This is a genomic window from Catenuloplanes japonicus (genome assembly GCF_000717135.1).
In the GTDB taxonomy this organism is placed as follows: domain Bacteria; phylum Actinomycetota; class Actinomycetes; order Mycobacteriales; family Micromonosporaceae; genus Catenuloplanes; species Catenuloplanes japonicus.
Genome location: NZ_JNXY01000001.1, coordinates 800,814 through 819,052, shown reverse-complemented (window position 1 = coordinate 819,052; position 18,239 = coordinate 800,814). Strand labels below are relative to the sequence as shown.

Here is an 18,239-nt window from a genome sequence, read left to right as displayed (position 1 = left end):
GCACCCCGGCCACCCGTCTTGAGCGATAGCGCCGATTAATGTCGTACGGCGGCGCTACCGTGCGCGGGTGACCGAAACACCTGTGGGGCGGGTCCCGACCGCCGAGGACAAGGCCCGGTTCTGGGCGCTGATCGAGGCCGCCTGGGCGGAGCTGGGCAGCGGCCCCGCGGAGCTGCGGCGGATGCTGCTGACCCGCGACCCGGCCGGCGACGAGGAGAACGAGCGGCTCTACGAGATCGACGCGTTCCTGGACGGGTTCCTGGAGCGGCTCGCCGCGGTGAGCGCCGACCTGTCGCCGTTCGAGCTGGTGGCGATGGACCGGGTGCTGGAGCGCGCCCTCCACGACGCCGACCGGGAGGACATCCACGAGAAGACCGACGGCTCCGACGACGGCTTCCTCTACGCGCGCGGTCACATCGTGGCGATGGGTCGCGAGTTCCACGAGGCCGTGCTGCGCGACCCACGGTTCGCGGTGCTGGACGGGGAGTGCGAGGCCATGTGCTACTTCTTCAACGGGCTCTACCGGGAGCGTACGGGTGAGGAGTGGGCGGAGACCGGCTCCGGCATCTCCCGCGAGTCGTGCAGCAACGCCGAGGGCTGGCCGTCACTCCAGCGGCATCGCGTCTAGGAAATCGCGCGCGTCGAAGCGGGCGCCGAGCGAGGCCACGCCCGGCGCCGCGCCCTCGCCGGCCAGGATCCGGACCGCCGCCTCCACGCACAGCGGCGCCGTGATCGCGTAGATGTCCCGGCCGCGCGCGACCGCCCGCCGCTCCCCCGCGACCACCTCGACCAGGAACGACTCGTCGTGCTCACGCGCCCGGCCGGCGATCAGGTCGTCGACCGCGTTGACGGTCATGAACGTGGCGACCTCGCGGACGGCCAGGTGGGTGGGGATGGTGGCGCTGTCCGCGGTGGTGAACTCGCCGACCACCGGCCGGGTGCCGGACGGGAACGTCCACTCGGTGCGCGGCGCGTCACCGCTCCCGAGCACGCGCAGGCCGCCGTCCCGGTAGGCGATCCGGCGGCCCGCGCGGCGCTGCGCGGACACGCGCCCGGTGGCCCGGGTGCCCGGCGTGGGGTGCCAGCTGCTCAGCGCGTACCCGATGAGGATCTTCTCGGTTCCGGGTGTGAAGACCGTGGTGGCGAGCAGGTCCGCGAGCCCGCCGAAGAACGCGGCCGCGGGCACGATGGGGATCGGCGCGTCGCGGTGCCCCGCGAACGTCTCCGTCACCACCTCGATCTCCGCGGTCACGTCCAGGTAGGGGAGGCCCGCCCGGACCGCCGCGCCGATCGCCGGCCCGGCCGTGGCCGCGAACGGCCCCGCACAGTTGATCACGGCGTCCACCTGCCGGAACGCCTCGTCCAGGTCCGTTCCGCGCGGGCACGGCACCGGTTCCAGGCCGCGCCTGCGCAGCTCCGCGACCACGAAACCGCCGGTGTGCCCGCCCGCGCCGGGCACCGCCACTCGCTGTGTCATGCGGACCAGCCTCGCCGTTGCCGGGAACGGCCGACAGCGTCCGGAACGACGGGACCCGTACAGTTTCGGACATGACCACGGTCGCCGTGGCCGTCACGGACGGCACGCTCCTGTTCGAGCTGGCCGCCGCCTGCGAGGTCTTCGGCGTCGACCGCGAGCTGGCCACGCCCTGGTACACGCTGACCGTCTGCGGCGAGGACGGCGCGCTGGTCGGCGGCTGGCTGACCGCCGGCATCCGCCACGACCTGCACGCGCTGGCCGCCGCGCACACCGTGATCGTTCCCTCGATCCGCGACCTCGACGCGCCGCCGCCCGCGCTGGTCGACGCCGTGCGCGCCGCCCACGCGGCCGGGGCCCGGGTGGCGTCGCTGTGCACCGGCGCGTTCGTGCTCGCGGCCGCCGGGCTCCTGGACGGCCGCCGGGCGACCACGCACTGGGCGCACACCGCGCTGCTCCAGGAACGACATCCGGCGGTACGGGTGGACCCCGACGTCCTCTACATCGACGAGGGCGACGTGCTCACCTCCGCGGGCAAGGCCGCCGGCATGGACCTCTGCCTGCACCTGGTCCGCGCCGACCACGGCACCGCGGTGGCGAACGCGCTGGCCCGCAGCCTGGTCGTGCCCCCGCACCGCCCCGGCGGCCAGGCCCAGTTCATCCCGGCCGCGATCTCCCACGGCCGCGACCACGTGCTCGCCACGCTGCTGCCGTGGGCGCTGGACCGCCTCGACCGCCCGCTCGGCGTCACCGACCTGGCCCGGCAGGCCGGCATGAGCACCCGCAACCTGGCCCGCCATTTCCACGCCGTGACCGGGGAGAGCCCGCTGCGGTGGCTCCTGACCCAGCGGGTACGCCGCGCCCAGGAACTCCTCGAGACCACCGGCCTCACCGTCGAGCAGATCGCCACCCGCACCGGCATGGGCACCGCCACCACGCTCCGCCGGCACTTCGCCCACCAGCTGGGCGTCCCCCCGGACACCTACCGCCGGACGTTCCGTCCATAAGGTCCCGCGTCGCGGCGGGAGCGGCGATGATCGGGAGGTGGGGGCGGAGTGGATCGTCGGGAGTGAGCTGCGGGAAGCGTACTGCGTGTCGCTCGTGCGGGGGCGGAGCGCGGCGGGTGTGGTGGAGGCGCTCGGCGGGGCCGGGGTGGTGGAGCTGCGGTCGCTGCACCGGCTGGTGCGGGCGGCGGAGCAGGTGCCGTTCCGGACCGGGAAGACCTACCGGGCGACCGGGATGGCGTTCGTGGCGGTGGCGGAGCGGGACGGCTGGGCGGTCGTGGTCGAGCCGAACGGGTTCCTGTTCACGCAGGCCGAGGTCTACCGGCCGCTGTCGGCGGGCACGCGCGTGGTCACGGTCTACTTCAGTGAGCACAGCGCGCCGTTGTTTCTCCTGGTCGAGAACGGGGTCGTCCAGCTGCGGATGGACCCGTCCGTGCCGGAGTCGCGCGAGGGCGCGGACCCGGACGCGCACGCGGAGGCGCTGGCCGCGCTCGGGTTCCGGGACGGCGAGACGTCGGACGGGCAGCACCGGGAACGGGCGTTCGCGCTGGCCGAGCGGCTGACCGGCGTGGGCCTGTCGCAGGAGTTCCTGACCAGGACCACGTTCCACTGCGCGGCCGTCCCGGACCCGCACCACGACACCTACGCGGACGACGACGCACGGCAGCGGCTGGCCGAGTACGCGGCGACGAACGAACCCGCACCGGAGCAGGAGACGGAGACGGACTGGTGGGACGGTCTCGTCGTCACCGACGACCGGCTGCGCGCCACCGGCCCGGCCGGCGCGGAACTCGCCCGTCTCGACCTGCCGCTGCTGGAGGCGTTGAGCAGGGCGAACGACGCCACACTGCACGACGTCGCCCAATGGGCCCGCGAGCGCGTCTTCGCGGATGCCGGCCTGCTCGGCAAGTCCGGGATCGGTGCCGCCCTCGACCACCTGCGCCGCGGCGAGCCCGTCCCGGCCGGCCTGCGCCGCAAGGTCTCCCGCCGGATCCTGCCGCTGCCGGACGCGCCCGTGCTGGACGCCGACGGCCGCCTCGACCTCGCCTCCCGGCAGCACCTCGCCATGGACCTGGTCCTCCGCCCGCCCGACCCGGACCCGCTCACCGCGGCCTGCGACGCGATCGCCGCCACCGAGGGCACGCCCGCGCTCGCCGCGCTCCGGCACGCGTTCCCGGGATTGGCCGGCTGACCGCCGTACCCTCGGAGGATGCCCTTGATCTTCGGAGGAACGACGCGATGAGCGGCACCGAGTCCGTGTGGGACTATCCGCGCCCGCCGCGCCTCGAGCGGACGGACGCGCGCGTCACCGTGCACCACGACGGCGTCCTGGTCGCGGACAGCACGCGCTGCTGGCGAGTGCTGGAGACCTCGCATCCGCCGGTCTACTACGTCCCGCGCACGGACATCGCGGACGGGCTGCTGCGCCCGGCCGCGCACCGATCGTTCTGCGAGTACAAGGGCTGGGCCAGCTACTGGAGCCTGATGGACGTCGCGGACGCGGGCTGGTCCTATGAGGAACCGACGGCGGGATACGCGGCGATGACCGGCGCGGTCGCGTTCTATCCGAGCAGAGTGGACGAATGCCGGGTCGACGACGAGCCGGTCCGCGCGCAGGAGGGCGACTTCTACGGCGGCTGGATCACGGACGCGATCACCGGCCCGTTCAAGGGCGGACCGGGCACCACCGGCTGGTGAACCGTCGCGTTAGGCTTCGCCGTTCGGATCACCCGCACGGAGGACCACACATGCCGACTTGGCACGAGATTCGCGAGCACGCACGCAGCGCCTACTCCCTGTCCGGGGAGGACGAGGACGGGTTCGCGCTGATCTGGGAGTACGAGGGCGGGCGCTCGCAGAAGATCTCGGTGCGCCGCTTCGCCTTCTGCGAGCAGGACTGGGTCGAGTTCCGCAGCTACGTCTGCAAGGCGGACGAGATGTCACCGCGGGCCGCGCTGCGCAAGAACGCGCAGTTCACGGTCGGCGCGCTCGCCACCGACGAGGACGGCGACTACTTCCTGGTCCACCAGGCGTCGCTGGCCACGCTCGACCCGGACGAGTTCGGGCTGCCGCTGCGCGCGCTCGCCACCACCGCGGACACGCTGGAGAAGCAGCACTCCGAACGGGACGACTTCTGATGACCGAGGTCTTCGTCCCCGCCGACTGGGCGGACCGCAAACCCGGCCCCAAGCACTGGACCGAGGACGCACGCGGCGACGACCCGGCCGCCCGCGAGGTCCACGCGCCGACCGGCACCGGCATCGGCGACGGCAAGGTGTTCCTGTTCCTGTTCGGCTACAAGACCGCGGGCACGCAGGACCCGGGCATGATGGCCGCGGAGCTCGACGAGATCGACGACGACGTGGCCGTGCTGCGCGAGGCCGGCTACACCGTGGTCGTGGACCGGCAGGCCACCCGCGAGGACATGCGCGACGCGGTCACCGGCCGCGGCCTCGGCGACCTCGTCCCGGCCGGCATCTACTGGAGCTCACACGGCGGCGCGGACGGCAGCGTCGAGTGCTGCGACGGCACGATCCTGACGCTGGCGGACATTCCCGCCGCCCACGAGGGACTGCGCCTGCTGGTGCTCGGCGCCTGCTACGTCGGGGCGTACGCGCCGGCCTGGCGCACCGCGCTCGGCGGGCACCCGCTGGTCGCGGGCTGGGGACGGCCGGTCACGCTGCAGCGCGCGATCGACTTCCTGGAGGAGGGCCGCGAGTCCGACGTCGGCCTCGACGACCTGATCAAGCAGTGGATGCTCACCGACGCGCCGATCCCGCCGAACCCGGCCAACGCCGAGTCCGGCCTCGCGCCCGCCGCGGTCACCACCGGCCGGATCGGCCGCCTCAAGCACCGCATGCCGGCCATCGGCGAACGGCTCGGCGCCGGCTGGGCCGAGCACGACAACCATGTGGACATCACGGTGCCGCTGCCCGGCGGGCGTACCCACGTGGTCCAGATGTTCCTGGTCGACGGCACGGATCCGTTCGCCGAGGGCGTCACCATGTGCGGCATGGAGGCCGACGTCGGCCCGACCTCGCCGCTGATCACGCCGGAGAAACTGCTGGCCGCGTCCGGGCACCCCGGTTACGGCCGGGTCGCGCTGGTCACCGGCCCGACCGGCGTCCCGCAGATCGTCACGCAGTCGTTCACGCCGCTGGCCGGCACGTCGACGCAGCAACTGGCGGCGCGCTGCTACCAGGTGGCGCTGCACGCGGACACGCTGGAGTACACGGTCTTCGGCATCGACGAGAGCTAGTTCGTTCCGGGCGTCCGCCGTCGTGCGGACGCCCGGAACTTCACGGTCTTGGTCCTGCGGCTCACATCCTGGAGGAACGCCGACGATGCGGATTCGCGAGTTCGAGGACGGCTTCGCGATCCTCGGCACGGTCCCGCGCGCGTTCGCCCACCCCACGCGCGGCCGCGTCGGCCTGCACCTGATGTATCTGGAGTTCTAGCGCGTGCCGGTGGCGACCCAGATCGTCAGCGTGGCCAGGAACGTGTCGTCGGCGTCGGCCCGGTCGAGGTCGTCGAGCCAGGACGCGGCGCGGTCGGCGAAGCCGATGGCCTGGAACATCTGGCGGTTGAGCGGCATGATCGGCTGGATCGCGGCCACGGACGTGAAGAGCAGGGTGACCGGCTCGGTGCGCACGTCACGCAGGCCCGCGGTGATCAGCCGGCGCCGCAGCGTACGGCCGGACGTCGGCGCGTCGATCGGCTTGCTCATCCGCTGGAACTCCTGGAAGAACGCCAGCCCGCGCTCGTGGAACCCGGCCGGCGAGCCGTCGAGCAGCAGCGAGTCCCAGTCCGTGTCGATCAGGCACAGCCGGCCGCCCGGCACCAGCACGCGGGCCATCTCCCCCACGGCCCGGTCCGGGTCCGCGAGGTGCTGCAGCACGCGCTCGCTGCGCACGCCGTCGAAGAGCTCGTCCGTGTACGGCAGGTCGTAGACGTCGCCGACCAGGTATTTCACGCTGGTCCCGTCGTCCAGGCCGCCGGCCGTGGCGATCATGTCGGCGGAGTGGTCCAGCGCGGTCACGTCCGCGCCCGGCATCAGCCGGGACAGCTCGCGGGCCACCTCTCCGTGCCCGCAGCCGACGTCGATCAGAAACCCGTCCGGCTTCACGTCCCACATGGACAGCGCCGTCGCCCGCACCTGCGCGATGCCGGACGACCCGGCCGCCGCCGCGAGGTACTCCCGCATGTGCGGCGTCTGTTCCGTGCCGCTGTAATCCGCGATCGAAGTCATGCCCTACAGACGCGCCGCGCAGGCCGAGGCTCAACCGGTGTGACGACGGCAACGATCAGCCGAGCCGCGCCTCGACCCAGCCCGACAGTGTGCGCGTGTAATCGGCGCTGATCTCCGAGCCGCCGCCGAGCGTGGGCAGGTGGGTGCAGCCGGGCAGGCGGCTGACGGTCAGGTCGTCCGTCGCGGCGGCGCGCTCCCAGACCGCGATGCTGTCCTCGGCCGGGGTCCACTCGTCGGACTCGCCGTAGCACAGCAGCACCGGGCACGTCACGCGTGCGATGACCGGCTCCGGGTCGTAGTCCATGTCGTCCCAGGTGCCCGCCCGCAGATCGCGCGGGACGTACGCGAGCGGGAACCACGGCCGGTCCGCGTACCGGTCCACGACCTGCTGCGCGTCGGGCATCCGTCCGCGCCGCGCCTCCTCCAGCGCGGTCCGCAGCGCAGCCAGGTCCGCGAGCACGCTCTCGTCGTACCCCCGGAGAAGCAGTTGTCGTGCGGTGCCGAAGCGCATCTGCCGGGCCGGGCTCACGCCGCTGACGGCCACCAGCACCAGGAACGCGACCAGATCGGGATGGGTCGCCGCGACCTCCGCCGCGGGCCACCCGCCCTGGCTCCAGGCCCACAGGCCCACCGGTACGTCCCCGATCCGGCGCCGCACCTCCGTCACGGCCGCCACCGCGTCCGCGGCCTGTACGTCGAACGGCACGTCGCCGTGTTTCCACGGCCGGCGGTCGTACCGCAGCACGGCCACGCCGGCGGCCGGGAGCACGCGCGCCAGGTGCGCGTAGAGGAAGTACGACCGCTGCGGCTCCCCCGCCCCGTGCAGCACCACCACCGCGCCGCGCGGGCCGGCGGGCGTGTCCAGGGTGGCGGGCAGGCGGCCGTCGATGAGCAGTTCCACGACGCGAGTCAACCACGCCTCGGGCGGGCCGATGGCACAGAATGTGGCGTGATCATTCCGAGTGACGAGCAGATCCGGGACCTGCACGCGCGGCACGCGCCGACCGCGGAGGCGTTCGAGAAGGTGTGGACGCACTGCGAGATCGTCTGCGCGATCGCGGAGCAGCTGATGGACGCGCCGGCCGGCCCGGACCTCGACCGTGCGCTGGTGCGGGCCGGCTGCCTGCTGCACGACATCGGCGTCTACCGGCTCTACGACGAGCACGGGCGGCTGGACGGCCGCAACTACGTCACGCACGGGCTGCGCGGTCACGACCTGCTGCGCGAGGAGGGGCTGCCGGACGCGCTGTGCCGGATCTGCTCGCACCATACCGGCGTCGGGATCAGCCGGGAGGACGTGCTGGCCCAGCGGTTGCCGCTGCCGCCCGCGGACTATCTCGCCACCACGGCCGAGGAACGCCTGGTCATGTACGCGGACAAGTTCCACAGCAAGAAGACGCCGCCGGTCTTCAACTCCGTGGAGGCGTTCGCCGCCTCGATCCGCCGGTTCGGCGCGGACAAGCCGGCCCGCTTCCAGGCGCTCCGGGACGAGTTCGGCACGCCGGACCTGGTGCCGCTCGCCCGCCGCTACCAGCACGCGCTGGTGTGACGGCGGGCGAGCGGTCCGGTCGGCGACCGGAACTACAGCGACACGGTGCGCCCGCCGAGCGTCATGACCAGCCGCCCGTCCGAGGCGAACGACCAGGCCAGCGCGCCCGAGTAGCCGGCGCACCGGGAGCCGTTCGACCCGGACCAGAACTGGTTGGAGCTGTCCGCGCTGCCGATGATCCGGTCGTTGGTGCCGCTGGAGCTGCGGCAGGACGTGTTGTTCCGGAACACCGAGCTACCGGCGTCAAAGTTGAAGTTACGTTCCGTGTTGTCGATGCTCAGGTTGTTCGAGATCGTCATGCTGCCCGGGTTGCTGTTGTACGTGAACCCGTGCTTGCCGTTCCTGTACGCCACACTGCGTACCACCGTGTGGTTGACGCCGATGTCCTCGCCGCCGAGCTTGTAGCCGTTGCGGTCACCGTTGCCGTTCGTCGTCCCGTTCGACAGCGTGCCGTTGCCGTAGGCCAGCGAGTCCTCGATCGTCACGGTCCCGATCGGCCCGGTGTCCGACTTCGTGTAGAGGTCCCACCCGTCGTCGATGTTGTTGTGCGACACCGTGTAGCGGAACACGTTGCCCGGCCCGGACGTCAGCTTCGCCGCGAACCCGTCCGCGTCCTCGCCGTCCGAGTCCGCGTTGTCGTGCGACTCCGAGCTCAGGATCAGGTTGTTCGCCGGCCACGCGCTGTTCGGCGTGTCCGAGGCGATCCGGGAGATCTGCAGGCCGCTGTCGCGGTTGTAGCGGGTGATCACGCGCTCGACGATGTTGTTGCTGCCGCCGACGAAGACGCCGTTGTCACCGGCGCGCTCCACCACGATCCCGTACACGCGCCAGTAGTTGCCGTTGACCGCGAGCCCCCGCGCGGCCGGGTCCTCCGCCTGCGCGGAGAAATTCAGGACCGGAGTCTCGCCGGGGTACGCCTGGAGCGTCTTCCGCGCGGACGACGTGCCGTTGTTGCCGGCCGCGATCGTGATCGTCGCGGACGAGTTGTAGGTGCCGCCGCGCAGGTAGATCGTGCCGCCCGCGCCGATCCGCGTGATCGCGGACGCGACCGTGGTCGGCGCGGAGATCGTTCCCGCGGCGGAGGCGCTGCCGGTCGGCGACGCGTAGAGCGCGTTCCCGGCCGGCGGGGGCGTGGTGGCCGGCGGGGGTGTCGGGCTCGGTGACCCGGTCGGGCTCGGGCTCGCTGTCGGGCTCGGCGAGGCGGTCGCCGTCGGCGTGGGTGTCGTGCCGCCGGTGCTGACCGCGACGTCGTCGTAGCCCGCGGACGCGAACAGCGTCTGCAGCCCGATCCGTCCGCCGCCCGCCACGCTGCTGGTGCCGGACCCGACCGCGGTCCCGTCGACGCTGCCGGAGATCGTGCCCCCGCTGACCGACAGGCTCAGCGTGTACCAGGTGCCGGTCGTGACCGTACGCGACGCCGTACCCAGGACGGTGATGTTTCCGCTGTTGACCGCCTGCAGCTGGGCCACGTTGCCGGGGAGCAGCGCCAGCCGGTAGAACGTGGTCGAGCTGGTCGCCCGCGCGAGCAGCCCGACCGTGCCGCCCGAGCCGAACGACAGCGGCTTGACCCGCGCGGACACGGTGTAATCGGTCCAGGACGCGTCGCCGGCGAACTCGCGCGCGTTCTCGCTGGACACGTTCGTCTGCCGCAGCGTCTGCGAGCCGTCCGCCGTGACGGTCCAGGTGCCGCCCGACTTCGACCAGGCGCTGGTGCTGCCGCTCTCGAAGTCCGCGGTGAACACCGTCGCCGCGTGCGCGCCGGTCACGGTGAGCGCGAGCGCGCCCGTGACCAGCGCGGCAATCCCGCCGGCGACCGCCGTCCGGCGCCGTTTCAGGGCAGGGGAAGCTGGAGCCATGGGTGGGTTTCTCCTTGTCGCAACGCGGAGCACCGCCGGACGGGATCGGCGGCGGCAGGGGCCGCGGGCGCGTCCACGGGGCGTTTCCGGCGGTTCTCCGGGACGGATCTTCTGACTCGGATACTTCTCCAGGCGATATACGCGGGTCAATAAGCGGGACGTGCAGGTTTGTTGCAGGTCGCGGGTAACCGGCGATCTCGGCACGACCCTGAAAGCCCTGTGCCGGCAGGCCTCGGTGCGCTTACCGCTGTCGATACCCGAGGGCCGGTTCAGGGCGCCGGCGTGGTGGTGAGGGCTGGTTGGCGGGGGTCAGGCCGGTGCGGATGGGGGCCGGGGCGGCGGGGTCATGAGACGAGGCCGTGGCGGTAGGCGTAGACGACGGCCTGGACGCGGTCGCGGAGGGAGAGTTTGGTGAGGATGCGGGAGACGTAGGTCTTGACGGTTTCGTGGCTGATGACCAGGGCGGTGGCGATCTCGCTGTTGGAGAGGCCGGTGGCCAGCAGGCGCAGCACCTCCAGCTCGCGCGCGGTCAGCGGCAGCTCGCCGGTGGCGGAGGCGTCGGCGGGGCGGATGCGGGCGGCGTAGCGGCCGACCAGCTGGCGGGTGACCTCGGGGGCCAGGAGGGCGGCGCCGGCGGCGACGGTGCGGATGCCGTGGAGGAGCTGGGCGGGCGGGGCGTCCTTGAGGAGGAAGCCGCTCGCGCCGGCCCGGAGCGCCTGGTAGACGTACTCGTCAAGGTTGAAGGTCGTCACGACCAGAACCTTTGTGGGGTACGGCACGCCGGCGCCGGCCAGCAGGCGGGTGGCCTCGATGCCGTCCAAGCCTGGCATGCGCACGTCCATGACGACCACGTCGGGGTGCACGGTCCGGGCCTGGTCGACGGCGGACCGGCCGTCGCCGCACTCGGCGACGACCTCGAGGTCCGGTTGCGCGCCGATGATGGTGGCGAAGCCGGTGCGGATGAGCGGCTGGTCGTCGCAGATCAGGACGCGGATCATGAGGTGGCTCCGGCGGGGACGCGTGCGGTGACCACGAAACCGCCCTCGGCCGCGGGACCGGCGCTGAACGTGCCGCCCAGGGACTCGACGCGGTCGCGCAGGCCGGACAGGCCGCGGCCGCTGCCGCCGGGGGACGCGTCGGCCGAGCCCGAGCCGTCGCTGCTGATCCGCACGTGCACCTCCGAGATCATGTTGCGCACGTGAACGACGGTACGGGCGCCGTGGTCGTACTTGAGCGCGTTGGTCAGTGACTCCTGCACCACGCGGTAGACGAGGACGTCGTCGCTTGCGGCACCCTCCTCGATCAGCTCGATCGGCTGGCCGGCCCGGAGCGTCTGGGCGACCAGTGCGCGCAGCTCGCCGCCGTGGCCGGGGTTGAGCAGGTCGAGCAGGTGCCGCAGGTCCGTGATGGCCTGGCGTCCGGTGCCGGTGACGGCGGTCAGCGTCTCGTCGAGTTTGTCCGGTACGGCGGTCAGGTAGCGCGCGGCCTCGGCCTGCACCACCATCGCGGTCACGTGGTGGGTGACCACGTCGTGCAGCTCGCGGGCGATCCGGGTGCGTTCGGCCGCACGGGTGGCCTCGGCGAGGTGCCGCCGGGCCGCCTCCTCCGCGGTGCGCGTGCGCCGGATCCAGGAGCCGACGGCCCACATCGCGGCCAGCAGCAGCCAGAGCAGCGCGTAGTCGGCGAGCGTGTCGGTCGGGCCGAGCTGGTCCAGTGCGACGCCGAGCGCCAGGAACGCGCCGGTGGTCACGACCATGGTGGCGGCCCGGTGCACCGTGATGTAGGCGCCGGCGCTGATCAGCGCGATCGGCAGCGCGGTCCCGCCGACCGTGTGGTACCCGAAGAGCTGGTCGAACGCGAAGCCGGTGCAGACCAGCGCGAGGCTGACGATCGGCCACCTGCGGCGTAGCGCGAGCGGCAGGCACTCGACCACGATCACCAGGACGCCGAGCAGGTCGTAGTCGCGGGTCGGCATCAGGTCGCCGACCTGGGTGCCGTGCCGGTGCCAGGCCGGGACCAGCGCCACGGCCGTGATCAGCAGCGCGAACGGAAGATCCCGGACGGTGACGTCGAGGCGGCGCCACCGGTCCCGGAGCTTCGTGAAAATCACTGGGCGAGAGTAGGCGACGGGGTCTTCGACCAGCGGGGCGGCACCACGTTGCCGCGGCGGTGGGCCATCCAGAGGAAGACGGCGGTGACGATCACGCCGGCCATGACCGTGGACAGGCTGGCCTCCGGGCCGAACGCGCCGCCGCTGATCCACTCGTTGCCGCTGGTGGACGCGTCCAGCAGGCCCTGGGGCGTGCCGTTGCCGGAGACCTCGGTGCTGAAGATCGCGGAGGCGGTGACGTTCCAGCCGAAGTGCAGGCCGATCGGCAGCCAGAGGCTGCGGGTGGCGATGTAGGCGGAGGTCAGCATGCCGCCGCCGGCGATCGCGACGCAGAGCGCGCCCCACAGGTCCGCGTTCGGGTTGAGCAGGTGGCCGGCGCCGAAGATCGCGGCGGACAGCACGAACGCGATCCAGGTGCCGAGCAGCTTCTCCACGTGACGGAACAGCACGCCGCGGAACAGCAGCTCCTCGGTGACCGCGGCCCCGAGCATGAACCCGGCCAGCCCGGCCGCGCCGGACGGGTGCTCGCTGAGGCCGTGGATCCGGTACGACCCGTTGGCCGCGATGTTGCCGATGACCGCGGAGAACAGCGCGACGCCGAGCAACGTGCCGCGGATGGTCCCGGACGGGGCCGCCCCCGGGAGTGCCTCGGTGACCTCGCGCTTCTCGGTCCATCTGACCGTCCAGTAGTAGACCAGCACCGCGAGCACGGCGACGACCACGCCGACCGCGAGCGCGAGCCAGACCTCGTCCTGGAAGGCCAGGAGCGCCTGGCCACCGGCGAACGAGACCGCGGCGATCGCGACGAGCTGCACAACAAACCGCATGACGAACCTTTCCCGCCTGCCGCGGCCTCCGATGGCCCGCGGCTGGGAAGAAAATTACGGATTGTCACGGCGGAGCGAATCCCTGCGGAGCGGACACTTGGGGTAGCTCTTGCGAGCTACCCCTGCCGCCGGCGGTGCTTCACCACGAGATGCCAGTAGAGGAAACCGGCCGCGCGCAGCGACCGCGCGATCGAGTCGTAGAAAAAGTCCTTCACGCCACTACAACGGCGACAGCGGGTGACGGCTCGAAGATCGAGACACGGTGTGTGACGCGTCACCGGCGGGCCGGCTTCCGTACCGTCGGCGATTATCGGTTTCTGATTCCGGGTGTGTGCCGCGGCCCCCGGGTGAGGGGCCGCGGCGAACGACCGGCTACGGCAGCGTGCAGCCGGGGGCCGGGGCGTCCTGGGAGAGCGGCGCGCCGATCGGGAGCGCGTAGAGCACGTCCAGGATCACCTGCTCCTGACCCTTGTTCATGCCGATGTGGACGTGGCCCGGCCCGGACGGCTCGAGGATGAACTGGCCGGCGCCGTAGTAGTCACGCGGGCCCGGCACGTCCTCCTCGCAGTCCGAGTCGAAGTGGTGCAGCCGGCCCTGCACGACGCGCGCGTAGAGCGTCCCGTCGTGGTAGTGCCAGCCGGTCGCGGAGTCCGCGCCCAGGTAGACCAGGCGGTGCACGTAGTGCTTCCCGAACGCGTCCCACTCCGCGAGGATCGTGCCGGACACCTCACCGGTCGGCGGCGTGGCCTGCGCCACCCCCGCCGTGCCGAGCGTGAGGGCCGCCGCGGCCGCCGCGATGACCGCGGTGCGCCGTTCGTGTCGCTGAGTTCTCACGTTACTGCTCCTCGGATTGCTCACCATTGCAGTGGAATTGTCTCCACGGAGGACACTAACCACTCCGGCGTCAGCAAACCGTTGACGCACCATCAGCGGACCGCCACGGCCGGACCGGCCCCGCGCCGGAGCAGGCCGGCTACCTGCCGCACGTACCCGTGATGATCTGGTCCGCCGTTCACGCGTTGCGTCGGGCGCCGGGAGCACGCGTGGAAGGATGATCTGGTGAAGTCGGCGCTCGCGGTCCTGATGGTGCTGTTCAGCGGCGGTCTCACCGCCCCCGCCCCGGAGACGGTGTGCACGATCTCGGACGGCCGGCTCACCGAACTGTCCGGGCTGGCCGCGACCGCGGACGGCTACGTGACGGTCAACGACGGCGCCGACGACCCCGCCGCCCGCCGCATCTTCTTCCTGGACGCCGCGTGCGAGGTCGCCCGCGCCGTCGCCTACCCGTCCGAGCCGCGCGACACCGAGGATCTGGCCCTGGCCCCGGACGGCACCGTCTGGATCGGCGACATCGGCGACAACGGCGGCGTCCGCGAGTCGATCGGCCTGTGGCGCCTCGCGCCCGGCGCGTCCGAGCCCGTCCTGCAGCGCTACACCTACCCCGACGGCGCGCGTGACGCCGAGGCGCTGCTGCTCGACGGCGACGGCACCCCGATCATCGTCTCCAAGGACCCGATCCGCGCCGGCCTGTACGTCCCCGACGGCGACACGCTGCGCAAGGCCGGCTCCTTCCGCATCCCGGACACGTCCACCAGCAACCCGTTCGGCTTCCCCGGGCGTCTGGTGATCACCGGCGGCGCGGTGTCGCCCGACGGCACGCGGGTGGTCCTGCGCACCTATGCGGACGCGTTCGAGTTCCCGGTCGTCAACGGCGACATCATCAGAAGCATCACCGAGGGTACGGCCGAGAGGATCCCGCTCCCGGACGAGCCCCAGGGCGAGTCGATCACCTACGCCCCCGACGGGAAGTCCCTGCTCACCGTCTCCGAGGGCGAGTCCCCCGCGATCCTCCGCTACCCCTCCGTCGTCCCGGCCCCGGCCCCCTCACCGTCAGCGCCGCCGCCCGCCTCCGAGCCTGCTCTCACGGCCCCCGCGCCGTCCCGCGACGTCACCACCGCGGGCATCGCCGTGGCCGCCGGCGCCGGCCTGCTGGTGCTGGGGGCGCTCGGCTTCGGCCTGGCCAGACGCTTCCGCCGGCCGCCCGGACGCTAGGCTCACCACCCGTGGCGACGGTACGGGCAGAAGCTGCCGCTCACGTACCGTCACGCGGCCTTCGAGGTGCATCACGCCGACGGCGGCAACGGCCGGCTCGTCCGGTCCACCGACGTCCTCCCGCACGCGATGGCCGGTGCGGTCCGGGCACGCGTCGAGCGCGGCATCGTCGAGATCAAACGGGTCGTCGAGTCGGCGGGGTGAGCGAGGCGGGCACCGTTGCCGGTGCCCGCCTCCGCACGACCATCAGGTGTTGATCGCGCCGATGATCGCCGTGTTCGTATGGCCGCTCGCCGCACGATCGCCGATCTTCCGGGCCTGCTCCGGCGTCGCCCCGAGTGAGGCCGCCTCCAGCGTGGCCGCGGTGCGCCGGCGCTCGATCTCGTCGTTGCGCCTCTTCGTCAGCCTGCTCCAACCATTCTTCAGCCTGCTCCAGATGCCCATGATCTGGACGTACCCACACAACCCGGCACGTCAAACCCGTGGTATTCGTTTGTCAATCGGGCCGCGATCGGACGTTCGTACGTTCGGAGGCATGACCACGATGACCGCGCTCCACGACACCCATGCCCGGGACGTCCGGCGGTTCCTGCGCGCGCTGACGCGTGACCCGGATCTGGCCGAGGACCTGCTGCAGGAGACGATGCTGCGCGCCTGGCGGCACCTGGACACGGTCCCGGACGACGACAGCGCGGCGCGGCGCTGGCTGTTCACGGTCGCGCGCCGGCTGGTCATCGACGCCGCACGGCTGCGCCGGACCCGCCCGGCCGAGGTGTCGCCGGTCGCGCTGGAGTGGATCCCGTCGCGCGAGGACGAGATCGGCGCCGCGCTGGCCGCGCAGGCCGTGCGCACCTCGCTCTCCCGCCTCAGCGAGTCGCACCGGTCGATCCTGGTCGCGATGCACATGCGCGGCGAGTCCACCTCGCACATCGCGGCCCGGCTCGGCCTGCCGGTCGGCACCGTGAAGTCCCGCGCCTACTACGCGATGCGCGCGCTCCGGGCGAGCCTGGAGGACGTTGCGGCGTAGCGGCCTATGCCAGCTGCGCGAAGCGGGTGACCAGTGTGGACGGTGCCGGCTGGCGCGCGTTCTCCGCGCGCATCGCCTCCGCGCCGGCCAGCAGCGTCTCGTCGTGGAGCAGGCGGTCGAGCAGGTCGTCGTCGATCGTGTCGACGGTGTCGGCGCGCAGGCCGATGCCGGTCTTCGTCACCAGGTCCGCGTTGTAGGGCTGGTCGCCGTGGTGCGGGACGATCAGCTGCGGCGTGCCGGTGGTGACCGCGGCCATCAGCGTGCCCGCGCCGCCATGGTGGATGATCGCCCGGCAGTGCCGCAGCACCTCGGTGACCGGCACCCACGGCAGCGCCCGCACGTTGCCGGGCAGCCCGTCGAGGCCGGCCGCGGCCGGCAGCAGGAAGTCCGCGTCCAGACGGGCCAGCCGCGGCAGCAGCGCGCCGAGCCGCCGGTCGCGCTCCTCGGCCCTCACCACGGTGCCGAACGAGACCAGCACGCGGGGCCGGTCGCCGGGCGCGAGCAGGTCGCGGGGCAGGCCGGAGGCGCCGTGCAGCGGCACGTACCGGACCTGCCAGCTGTCCGGGTCCGGCCCGTGCAGGCTCGGCGGCACGACCTCGATGCTGACCGCATGCGCCGGCCCGTCGAGGCCGTGCTCCCGGTAGTCGTCCGCCAGCTCGGCGGCGAGCAGCCGGGACAGCGGCCGGCCGTTGAGCGGGCCGAACTGGTGCTCCACGGCCGGCAACCCGGTGATCGCGGCGACCAGCGGGAACGCGCCCTGGAACGGGTCGTACAACAACACGTCCGGCCGCCAGTCGCGGACCACGTCGAGCAGCGGGCCGATCGTGGGGCGGAGCAGGATCGCGTTGGCGGCGGCGGGGCGGCGCAGGATCTCCTCGCCGTCCAGCGCGGCGACGCTCTCGAACCGGTTCCCGGACGGCAACGCCTGATAGGCCTGGTCGACCGTCATCCCGTCGCCGACGTCAACGACCGGCAGGCCGATCACGTCGTACCCGCGCGGGTTCCCGCCGTACCCGGCGAGCAGGACGTCGTGCCCCGCCGCCCGCAGGGCACTGAGCGTGGGCAGCGCGGGCAGCAGGTGCCCGGTCTGAGGAGGTGCGGAGAACAGGACACGCATAGCCACACAGACGAGTGGATCATCATCGGGGTTCACCCGCGTGGCAAGATCGGGAGATGGCTGATGCGGGCAGGGACCGGTACGGCGCGCCGCCGCCGGGCGAGCGACGAGGTGACCGGATCGAGTTCCGGGACGCGTTCGTGGCCCAGGAGCAGGGCTTCCGCCCGCTGCTGCTGGACCTGCTGGTCCCGGCGGACGCGACCGGCCCGGTACCGGTGGTGCTGTGGGTGCACGGCGGCGGCTGGCTCAACGGCTCACCCAAGGTGCTGCCGGACTGGCTGGCCGGCGAGGACCACATCGGCCAGGCGCTGCGCGCCGGTCTCGCGGTGGCGCTCCCCGCCTACCGGCTCAGCGGCGAGGCCGCGTTCCCGGCACCGCTGCACGACCTGAAGTCCGCAGTCCGCTACCTGCGGTACTACGCCTCGGACCTGGGGATCGACCCCGATCGGATCGGCGTCTGGGGCGAGTCCGCGGGCGGCCTGCTGGCGTCGCTGCTCGCGCTGTCCACGGACGAGGGCACGGTCGGCGTCACCGAGGGCAGCTCGCACGTGCAGGCGGCCGTGGTCTGGTACGGCCCGTCGCACCTGGCCACCATGCAGTCCCACCAGCATCCGCGCGCGACCGGCGACCACGACGCGGACGACTCCCCCGAGTCGCTGCTGATCGGCGCGCCGGTCACCCGCTCACCGGAGAAGGTGGCGGCGGCCAGCCCGGTCACCCACGTGCGGGGCGACGCGCCGCCGATCCTGCTGCTGCACGGCGAGGAGGACGTGGTGGTCGGCTACCGGCAGAGCGTGGAGCTGGCCGCGGCGCTGGAGGCCGTGGGGGCGCCGGTCGAGCTGGTCGCGGTGCCGGGCGGGGATCACCTGTTCGGCGGCGCTGACCTGGGCGCCCAGGTACGCCGGAGCGTCGGCTTCCTCTCCCGTACCCTCGGCGATGTTTCTCGAATTTGAATTTTGTCTCCTCCAGATTGC

21 protein-coding genes and 1 pseudogene are annotated in these 18,239 nt (G+C 72.6%); 12 read left to right on the top strand and 10 right to left on the bottom strand.

Translation table 11 applies throughout. The annotated features are described in order from the left end of the window. Nucleotides 1–67: 67 nt before the first annotated feature. Nucleotides 68–628: a DUF4240 domain-containing protein gene (locus OP04_RS03840; RefSeq protein ID WP_033337891.1), complete on the top strand. Its 561-nt coding sequence runs from the start codon at nucleotides 68–70 to the stop codon at nucleotides 626–628. On the opposite strand, the gene OP04_RS03835 is transcribed toward OP04_RS03840, so the two are convergent. Beyond that, nucleotides 605–1,477 (bottom strand): saccharopine dehydrogenase family protein, encoded by an 873-nt coding sequence (locus OP04_RS03835; RefSeq protein ID WP_033337890.1) that lies wholly within the window; start codon nucleotides 1,475–1,477, stop codon nucleotides 605–607. The genes OP04_RS03840 and OP04_RS03835 overlap by 24 nt on opposite strands. A gap of 71 nt (nucleotides 1,478–1,548) precedes the next feature. On the opposite strand from OP04_RS03835, the gene OP04_RS03830 reads away from it, so the two are divergent. The 6 genes and pseudogenes from OP04_RS03830 to OP04_RS51380 form a co-directional block, all read left to right on the top strand. Next, nucleotides 1,549–2,481 carry a helix-turn-helix domain-containing protein gene (locus OP04_RS03830; protein ID WP_033337889.1) on the top strand — a complete coding sequence of 311 codons (933 nt, stop codon included), beginning with the start codon at nucleotides 1,549–1,551 and terminating at the stop codon, nucleotides 2,479–2,481. A gap of 37 nt (nucleotides 2,482–2,518) precedes the next feature. Continuing rightward, complete coding sequence (locus OP04_RS03825) at nucleotides 2,519–3,670, top strand: DUF6461 domain-containing protein (protein WP_033337888.1); 1,152 nt, start codon at nucleotides 2,519–2,521, stop codon at nucleotides 3,668–3,670. A 47-nt stretch (nucleotides 3,671–3,717) separates the two neighbouring features. Further along, nucleotides 3,718–4,176 (top strand): DUF427 domain-containing protein, encoded by a 459-nt coding sequence (locus OP04_RS03820; RefSeq protein ID WP_033337887.1) that lies wholly within the window; start codon nucleotides 3,718–3,720, stop codon nucleotides 4,174–4,176. 50 nt (nucleotides 4,177–4,226) lie between these two features. Continuing rightward, nucleotides 4,227–4,616, top strand: coding sequence for a type III secretion system chaperone family protein (locus tag OP04_RS03815; RefSeq protein WP_033337886.1), 390 nt, complete (start codon nucleotides 4,227–4,229; stop codon nucleotides 4,614–4,616). After that, nucleotides 4,616–5,737, top strand: coding sequence for a caspase family protein (locus tag OP04_RS03810; RefSeq protein ID WP_033337885.1), 1,122 nt, complete (start codon nucleotides 4,616–4,618; stop codon nucleotides 5,735–5,737). Before OP04_RS03815 ends, OP04_RS03810 begins: the two co-directional genes overlap by 1 nt. A 109-nt stretch (nucleotides 5,738–5,846) precedes the next feature. Then, a pseudogene (locus OP04_RS51380) lies at nucleotides 5,847–5,936 on the top strand (GNAT family N-acetyltransferase); the annotation flags it as partial. On the opposite strand, the gene OP04_RS03805 reads toward OP04_RS51380, so the two are convergent. Together OP04_RS03805 and OP04_RS03800 are read right to left on the bottom strand one after the other, a co-directional pair. Beyond that, nucleotides 5,933–6,727 (bottom strand): methyltransferase domain-containing protein, encoded by a 795-nt coding sequence (locus tag OP04_RS03805; RefSeq protein WP_051797026.1) that lies wholly within the window; start codon nucleotides 6,725–6,727, stop codon nucleotides 5,933–5,935. The pseudogene OP04_RS51380 and the gene OP04_RS03805 overlap by 4 nt on opposite strands. Nucleotides 6,728–6,782: 55 nt before the next feature. Next, a complete protein-coding gene (locus OP04_RS03800; protein WP_033337884.1) occupies nucleotides 6,783–7,628 on the bottom strand; it encodes an alpha/beta hydrolase family protein in 846 nt (281 codons plus the stop codon). 48 nt (nucleotides 7,629–7,676) lie between these two features. Here OP04_RS03800 and OP04_RS03795 point away from each other — a divergent pair, with 48 nt between their 5' ends. Next, on the top strand, nucleotides 7,677–8,276 hold the full coding sequence (locus tag OP04_RS03795) for an HD domain-containing protein (RefSeq protein ID WP_033337883.1): 600 nt from the start codon (nucleotides 7,677–7,679) through the stop codon (nucleotides 8,274–8,276). Nucleotides 8,277–8,308: 32 nt separating this feature from the next. Here the strand turns inward: OP04_RS03795 and OP04_RS03790 are convergent, their stop codons facing one another. The 5 genes from OP04_RS03790 to OP04_RS03770 form a co-directional block, all read right to left on the bottom strand. Continuing rightward, entirely contained in the window at nucleotides 8,309–10,132 is a 1,824-nt protein-coding gene (locus OP04_RS03790; RefSeq protein WP_033337882.1) for a LamG-like jellyroll fold domain-containing protein, read from the bottom strand. Nucleotides 10,133–10,476: 344 nt separating this feature from the next. Continuing rightward, nucleotides 10,477–11,130, bottom strand: coding sequence for a response regulator (locus OP04_RS03785; protein WP_033337881.1), 654 nt, complete (start codon nucleotides 11,128–11,130; stop codon nucleotides 10,477–10,479). Continuing rightward, nucleotides 11,127–12,242, bottom strand: a complete 1,116-nt coding sequence (locus OP04_RS03780) for a sensor histidine kinase (RefSeq protein WP_085066180.1) — start codon at nucleotides 12,240–12,242, stop codon at nucleotides 11,127–11,129. Before OP04_RS03780 ends, OP04_RS03785 begins: the two co-directional genes overlap by 4 nt. Then, nucleotides 12,239–13,069, bottom strand: a complete 831-nt coding sequence (locus tag OP04_RS03775) for a CPBP family intramembrane glutamic endopeptidase (RefSeq protein ID WP_033337880.1) — start codon at nucleotides 13,067–13,069, stop codon at nucleotides 12,239–12,241. The genes OP04_RS03780 and OP04_RS03775 overlap by 4 nt, the downstream gene beginning before the upstream one ends. 372 nt (nucleotides 13,070–13,441) lie before the next feature. After that, on the bottom strand, nucleotides 13,442–13,903 hold the full coding sequence (locus tag OP04_RS03770; protein WP_232323452.1) for a cupin domain-containing protein: 462 nt from the start codon (nucleotides 13,901–13,903) through the stop codon (nucleotides 13,442–13,444). A 225-nt stretch (nucleotides 13,904–14,128) separates the two neighbouring features. Between OP04_RS03770 and OP04_RS03765 the strand changes: the two genes are divergently transcribed. Both OP04_RS03765 and OP04_RS52910 read left to right on the top strand, forming a co-directional pair. Then, complete coding sequence (locus OP04_RS03765; RefSeq protein ID WP_232323451.1) at nucleotides 14,129–15,121, top strand: esterase-like activity of phytase family protein; 993 nt, start codon at nucleotides 14,129–14,131, stop codon at nucleotides 15,119–15,121. 66 nt (nucleotides 15,122–15,187) lie between these two features. Beyond that, nucleotides 15,188–15,325 carry a hypothetical protein gene (locus OP04_RS52910; RefSeq protein WP_157239199.1) on the top strand — a complete coding sequence of 46 codons (138 nt, stop codon included), beginning with the start codon at nucleotides 15,188–15,190 and terminating at the stop codon, nucleotides 15,323–15,325. Between the two features lie 42 nt (nucleotides 15,326–15,367). Here OP04_RS52910 and OP04_RS54480 read toward each other — a convergent pair whose 3' ends face one another. Further along, entirely contained in the window at nucleotides 15,368–15,565 is a 198-nt protein-coding gene (locus tag OP04_RS54480; protein ID WP_033337879.1) for a hypothetical protein, read from the bottom strand. 91 nt (nucleotides 15,566–15,656) lie between these two features. On the opposite strand from OP04_RS54480, the gene OP04_RS54475 reads away from it, so the two are divergent. Further along, the gene (locus tag OP04_RS54475) at nucleotides 15,657–16,148 is read left to right on the top strand and encodes a sigma-70 family RNA polymerase sigma factor (protein WP_033337878.1); all 492 of its coding nucleotides are present in this window, start codon (nucleotides 15,657–15,659) and stop codon (nucleotides 16,146–16,148) included. A 4-nt stretch (nucleotides 16,149–16,152) separates the two neighbouring features. On the opposite strand, the gene OP04_RS03745 is transcribed toward OP04_RS54475, so the two are convergent. Continuing rightward, nucleotides 16,153–17,265 (bottom strand): glycosyltransferase, encoded by a 1,113-nt coding sequence (locus tag OP04_RS03745; protein WP_033337877.1) that lies wholly within the window; start codon nucleotides 17,263–17,265, stop codon nucleotides 16,153–16,155. A 56-nt stretch (nucleotides 17,266–17,321) separates the two neighbouring features. On the opposite strand from OP04_RS03745, the gene OP04_RS03740 reads away from it, so the two are divergent. Further along, nucleotides 17,322–18,218, top strand: a complete 897-nt coding sequence (locus tag OP04_RS03740) for an alpha/beta hydrolase (RefSeq protein ID WP_051797025.1) — start codon at nucleotides 17,322–17,324, stop codon at nucleotides 18,216–18,218. Nucleotides 18,219–18,239 lie beyond the last annotated feature (21 nt).